The 5,543-nt window shown below is 48.6% G+C and carries 5 protein-coding genes and 1 pseudogene; 5 read left to right on the plus strand and 1 reads right to left on the minus strand.

Annotation, left to right across the window (positions count from 1 at the left end; all coding sequences use genetic code 11):
- The first annotated feature begins 347 nt into the window (after positions 1–347).
- From KHC28_RS24125 to KHC28_RS24145, 5 genes and pseudogenes are all read left to right on the plus strand, one after another.
- Positions 348–1,244 carry a glycosyltransferase family 2 protein gene (locus tag KHC28_RS24125; protein WP_214010942.1) on the plus strand — a complete coding sequence of 299 codons (897 nt, stop codon included), beginning with the start codon at positions 348–350 and terminating at the stop codon, positions 1,242–1,244.
- 105 nt (positions 1,245–1,349) lie between these two features.
- On the plus strand, positions 1,350–2,204 hold the full coding sequence (locus KHC28_RS24130) for a hypothetical protein (RefSeq protein ID WP_214010943.1): 855 nt from the start codon (positions 1,350–1,352) through the stop codon (positions 2,202–2,204).
- Entirely contained in the window at positions 2,201–3,451 is a 1,251-nt protein-coding gene (locus KHC28_RS24135) for a glycosyltransferase (protein WP_214010944.1), read from the plus strand. The genes KHC28_RS24130 and KHC28_RS24135 overlap by 4 nt, the downstream gene beginning before the upstream one ends.
- A gap of 82 nt (positions 3,452–3,533) precedes the next feature.
- Positions 3,534–4,526 (plus strand): UDP-glucose 4-epimerase GalE, encoded by a 993-nt coding sequence (galE, locus tag KHC28_RS24140; RefSeq protein ID WP_214010945.1) that lies wholly within the window; start codon positions 3,534–3,536, stop codon positions 4,524–4,526.
- Between the two features lie 502 nt (positions 4,527–5,028).
- Positions 5,029–5,391, plus strand: a pseudogene (locus KHC28_RS24145) (transposase); the annotation flags it as partial.
- Positions 5,392–5,445: 54 nt separating this feature from the next.
- Here KHC28_RS24145 and KHC28_RS27800 read toward each other — a convergent pair.
- The coding region (locus KHC28_RS27800) for an integrase core domain-containing protein (RefSeq protein WP_214010946.1) at positions 5,446–5,543 on the minus strand (98 nt) is incomplete at its 5' end.

Consider the following 5,543-nt stretch of genomic DNA (forward strand, 5'->3'; position numbering starts at 1 on the left):
GAGCCTCGACTTCGTGTCCGATGTCCCAGTCGATGTTCGTAAGCTCGTCCCACGAGGACCAAAACCCAGCCGGGCCTAACTTATGACCAGCAGGAACTCAGGCGAGCACGTCACGCTATACCAAACCTATCGCAACAAACTGAACATATATCTTCGCACAAAAAAGAGACCGTCAACGATCATCAACCTCGAGCCAAGGCGGCAGAGCGACCGCCGACACCATCACACCATGACTGATCACGGTTGGCGATGAGATGCCCGAATGCCTCCGTGGGCTTCCATTGTGGAAAGTTTGGCTTTAACCTCAGCGCCAAACGAGTGGCGGTATGAATGTACGGACCCTTATCATGGGACTCGTACGTTATGAGGTGTGTATGTATACTGTAAGTACTTTGATACCAGCCTACAATGCGGAAGATTCTATAGAACGTTCCATCCGATCCGTTCAGAATCAAAGATGGACGGGCAGGCTGGAAATTGTCGTATGCGATGATGGTTCGGCGGACAAGACGGCCTCGATTATTTCCGAGATGGCCAAATTTGACCCTCGAATTATCTTTATAAAGAATGAAAAGAATCTTGGCCGCCCCCGCACACGCAACCATCTTATTGCGAAATCGCATGGCGACATGATTACTTGGCTTGATGCTGACGATGTTAAATATGAAGACATGATTAGACTACAAATGGATCGTTTTTTATCGTTGAGACAGGAGAGAGGGCACGAAAATTTTATTGTATTCACTAATTATGACTGGGATTTCCCGGCTCGAAATGAATTAAAGCTGATGGAGCCCTCGCCAACTCGAGATCCCGTTAAGGCGCTGCTGGACGGCAGCTTCGGCGCCTATTTGTGGACCACGCTTGGGCGGCGTGAGGTTCTCGAGAGAGGCTTTCCCTTCGATGTCGCACTGCCGCGATTGCAGGATTTGGATGTTTTTTTGAGGTGGGCAGGATCCGGCATTGAATTTTATCGCATAGATTCGCGAGAAGCAATGTGTCGTTACAACAAAGATGACCAAGGACGCAATTCTGTGGAGGTTGAGAAGTGCTTCAAGCTTATTCGTAGAAAACATAAATTCTTAATAGATAGCTACGGAAAACGATTTACCTCGGAGTTAGCGTATAAGCATCTTGGCGTCGCAGCTCGATTCGCGATGTCCAATGGAGATCGACGCAGAGCTCAACTTTATGCAATTAAGCGTAGTATAATTCGCGCTTGTAGCAATTGGATGCGGTCTTAGATTATGTCAACGTGGATTATCGCGAAGCCGCGCCTTCGATTTACGGATGCAATCGACAATTTCATTTTGAAATTTTGCGAGTTTCCTGATTCGCGAGCATTTGTAATGAAGCCCTCTTATATGTCTCGCCATGACGCGCGGAATCACGATGAGTTATTTGCATTTCTAATGAGAAGCGATGAACGTAGCGACAATTTCGCTCGAAATTTCTTCGATATTTTTAATAATATTGCAATAAATAGTTCATTTTCTCCTTTGTTGACCAATCGATTGCTGACGCCAATCCTTCCAAAGGATATCAATCCAGAAGAAGATTTGCGTCGTAGGGTGCGAAACCGTATTGATACGATTTTTGGTTCTATCGGCAATTACATTGAAGGAGAATTAAATTGCTTAATTATCATTCCTGATCCAGTTGAACTGTCCTTTTCGATTCAACTGAGCCTGATGCTGGAAGATGGATATACGGAAGAGCGGGCAAAAGCCGTTTCTGTAAAACTGTTAGAAGTGATGGAGTTTTCGGAATACAAAATCCGGTCCAGTGGAATTTTTAGCAGAGTTGAGAAAAGGCGACTTCCATCTGGTGCGTCGTTTGTGTCTCTATATGCCACATTGCTCTCTATTGGGATTGATCTTCCAAAGATTCCTCCAGCGAAGTTTCTTTTGCCCACTCAGGTCATGGATTTTTATTTAATAGAATCGTTAATACCGTTGGAGGTTAGAAAATTATTATTACATTCGCGGCCGACTAATAGAAGTCAGATTACGCGATCATTTTACCAATTGCTTGAGGCGCTTCTCTATACCTATCCGGCGAACAAATATTTGAAATACCATCAGATCGCGGAAGATGCCGGCGATGAATTAAATTTTGCGAGAGTGAAATTAGCTGATGCTTTTGAGATAGACGAGGCTGCGCGATTTTCCTTTCTTTATAAGAATGCAGAGTTATCACAATGAAAATTCGGGTTACTTTATGCATCCAGAAACTGGCTGGGTTAAGCGGTGGAGCAGAGCGCGTCCTAATTGATCTTGCTAACGAGCTCGTCGCGCGGAATTGTTATGTAGACATTTTAACATACGAAGATACAGGTGGACGACCGTTCTATCCGTTGAATTCGTCTGTGGTCGTGCGGAATATAAAATCACCAGATAACAGAAGGCGCTCTCGAGAATGGAGGCGAAGCCTCGATGAGCCATCTATCGAACGGGCCTTCGCTACGCTAATTAGTATCCTTGACCGCGTACCCATCGTCAATAGATTACTATGGAACGCAAAATATCGCCGAATGATCGGGCGTATACGTGATTTCATCAACTGGCATCAACCGGATGTCATGATCGCATTTATGCCGGCAATGTTTCCTTATGTAATCCGCGCTCGCAATAGCGTTCCTAATAAAACACATGTAATCGTTTCGAATCACAATTTGCCCGAAGCCGATTTCGAATCCTTGGATAGATGGGATGTCAATCGTTATGATAGGTCCTTTCGCCGAAGATCGTTAGCTGATGCGGAAGCTGTTACCGTGTTACTTCCTGAGTATAAGGATTGGTTTCGGCCATCGGAAAGGGGAAATATCGTTGTTTTAGGTAATGCAATCTATCCGATAGATAGTAGCCTATTTTCCGCTGAGCGCGAAGATACGTTTATATCAATTGGTAGACTTACGAAAACAAAAAATCACGAAGAATTGATTCGTGCGTTTCATAGCATATCGGCCCTGGTTCCGACCTGGATTGTGAAAATATTCGGTGAGGGGCCGCTTGAGGGCGACTTGCGGAAATTGATCCAGGAGCTCGGACTGAGCGATCGGGTATTTCTTATGGGTAAAAGTAGCCAAATACCTCTAGAACTGTCGAAATCCAAAACCATGGTCTTACCTTCTCTTCATGAAGGTTTTCCGTTGGTTGTGGGGGAAGCCTTTGCAGCTGGGGTGCCTGTTATCGGATTCGAGGATTGTAGCGGTGTAAATAAGCTCGTGATCCCCCAAGTAAATGGTTTGTTGTCTGATCATGTTGGGGACCGTGTCGCGAACTTAGCCCATTGCATGAAGACATTAGCTGTGGACGATGCGACTCGTGCAGCGTTATCGGAAGGCGCGAAAGAGTTTGCGTTGTCTGGTTCTTACAGTCCGAAAGTGATATTCGATACGTGGCTTGATCTGATTACGGCGACGATGGATAATAGATCATTAAGAAATTGATTGAATTATTTATCTTATATATTTTAAATCGGCGCACGCATTGCACCGAGTTCAATCGAATACAAGTTTCGGAGGTAGGTACATGAGCATTCTCGTTACAGGCGGCGCTGGTTACATCGGAAGTCACATGGTTTTAGCGCTGTGTGATTCCGGACGTGACGTTGTCGTACTTGATGACCTGTCGACAGGCTACCGACGAAGCATTCCAGTCAATGTCCCTGTCGTTGTCGGTTGCGTCAGCGATGAGCAACTGGTTGATCGATTAATTGACGACTATGCGATTGACGCGATTGTGCATTTTGCCGGATCTATCGTTGTACCCGACTCTATTTCTGACCCTCTTGCTTATTATCTTAATAATACCGTCCGATCTCGCTCTCTTATTGCAACGGCGGTAAAGCGTGGGGTACGCCGGTTCGTATTTTCCTCAACAGCAGCGGTGTATGGAGAAGCCTCAGATCGGCTTCTCGATGAAGGACGGCCGCTACTTCCCGTTTCACCATATGGCGCATCAAAGTTGATGACAGAGCGAATGTTGGAGGATGCGGCAAATGCATATGGGACATCATATGTGGTATTGCGTTACTTTAATGTAGCTGGCGCTGATCCCGCTGGTCGTTCTGGACAATCGAGTGCACGCGCCACCCATCTGATCAAGATCGCCTCGCAGGTTGCACTTGGAGTTCGGGCCTCTCTGGAGGTGTATGGTGACGACTATCCAACCCACGATGGCACGTGTGTACGAGATTACGTTCATGTTAGCGATCTCGTTGCCGCGCATGTGCTGGCATTGGATCACCTTGATGCTGGCCGCGGTAACTTGGTTGCGAATTGTGGTTACGGTTATGGTAGTTCAGTTCTTGAGGTGGTGGACGCCGTTAAGCGTATTTCGGGGGTCGACTTTCCTGTCGTCCGCGGATCTCGACGAAATGGAGATCCGGCGTCATTGGTTGCAGCACCACACCGCGCGAACGAAATTCTGAATTGGGAGCCAAAGCACAATACTCTTGATGAAATCGTTACTCATGCGCTGGCTTGGGAGCGCCGTATACTAGATCGAGGTGTGCCAATGTGAATAGTTGAGAAACCATGCAGTTTGATTAGTGAATCTAAGTCATGCATTTATTTTCGTGCGTCTATCTCAAAGGAGTGTTTGCTTAGTCGCTCCTGCGGTTATTGACTGTCTCCAGCCATTTTGGTTCATTTATCCTATTTTAGGCGCCCCTCCATTTTGTGACCTGGTTTCGCAAGGATAAGGCAGCATCGGGCGCCCCGGAGGAGGGGGAGTACAAGCAGATACTCACACTGACGCAAGCAGCGAGCTCGAAGTCGTCGTCTTGGACGCTCCGACACCCAGCGCGGACCCACTTGGTGTTGACCATCGCCTCCCTCGTTATCGGCGTGGACATCGACGAGGTAGAGCGGCCGGAGTCGTGTTTGATGGCAAGTTGGCGAAGACCGACTGTATGCCCATGCTGCGCGAAACCCGTAGGATCTGATCTGATCCCCACAAACTGGACCGTATGAAGCTGGAGTTTTCCGCGCCAAGATCCCTGGGCTGGGAGGAGCGGAGTGCGATGAAGGCATCGGAGTTTTCGGACGCGCAGAAGGCGTTCATCCTGAAGCAGGCGCGGACGGCGTGCCGGTTTCTGATATCTGCCGGCGGGCTGGGATCAGCCAGGCGACCTACTTCAACTGGAAGAAGCAATATGAAGGGGTGGCCCCGCTCGAGATGCGTCGGCTGAAGCAGCTCGAGGACGAGAACACGAAGCTGAGAAAGCTTGTCGCCGACCTCTCGCTCGACCGGGAGATGGCGCAGGATATCGTCCGCCGAAAAATCTGAGGCCTGGTCGCAAGCGCGAGCTCGTCGGCGTGATGTGTGATGAGTGGCAGGCGCGATCCGGCGGGCTTGTGCGGCTCTGGAGTTCGACAGGCTGACCTGAGCCCCTTCTCTCCTCCGGTCTGAGGGAGAGTCCTGAGTTTCGTTTCTGGCCTCAGGCGGCCTGTTTTTCCAGCGTGGATTTGAGGGCGAACTCGGCAGGCGTCATGTTGCCGAGGGCCGAGTGGGGTCTGTGGCGGTTGTAGTCCTCCT

It is taken from the genome of Ancylobacter sonchi, from assembly GCF_018390695.1.
Classification (GTDB): Bacteria; Pseudomonadota; Alphaproteobacteria; order Rhizobiales; family Xanthobacteraceae; genus Ancylobacter; species Ancylobacter sonchi.

Bases quoted from the DNA above. Each gene is read 5' to 3' on its own strand.
- galE (WP_214010945.1), top strand. From the start codon at position 3,534: ATGAGCATTCTCGTTACAGGCGGCGCTGGTTACATCGGAAGTCACATG.
- KHC28_RS24135 (WP_214010944.1), top strand. From the start codon at position 2,201: ATGAAAATTCGGGTTACTTTATGCATCCAGAAACTGGCTGGGTTAAGC.
- KHC28_RS24125 (WP_214010942.1), top strand. From the start codon at position 348: ATGGGACTCGTACGTTATGAGGTGTGTATGTATACTGTAAGTACTTTG.
- KHC28_RS24130 (WP_214010943.1), top strand. From the start codon at position 1,350: ATGAAGCCCTCTTATATGTCTCGCCATGACGCGCGGAATCACGATGAG.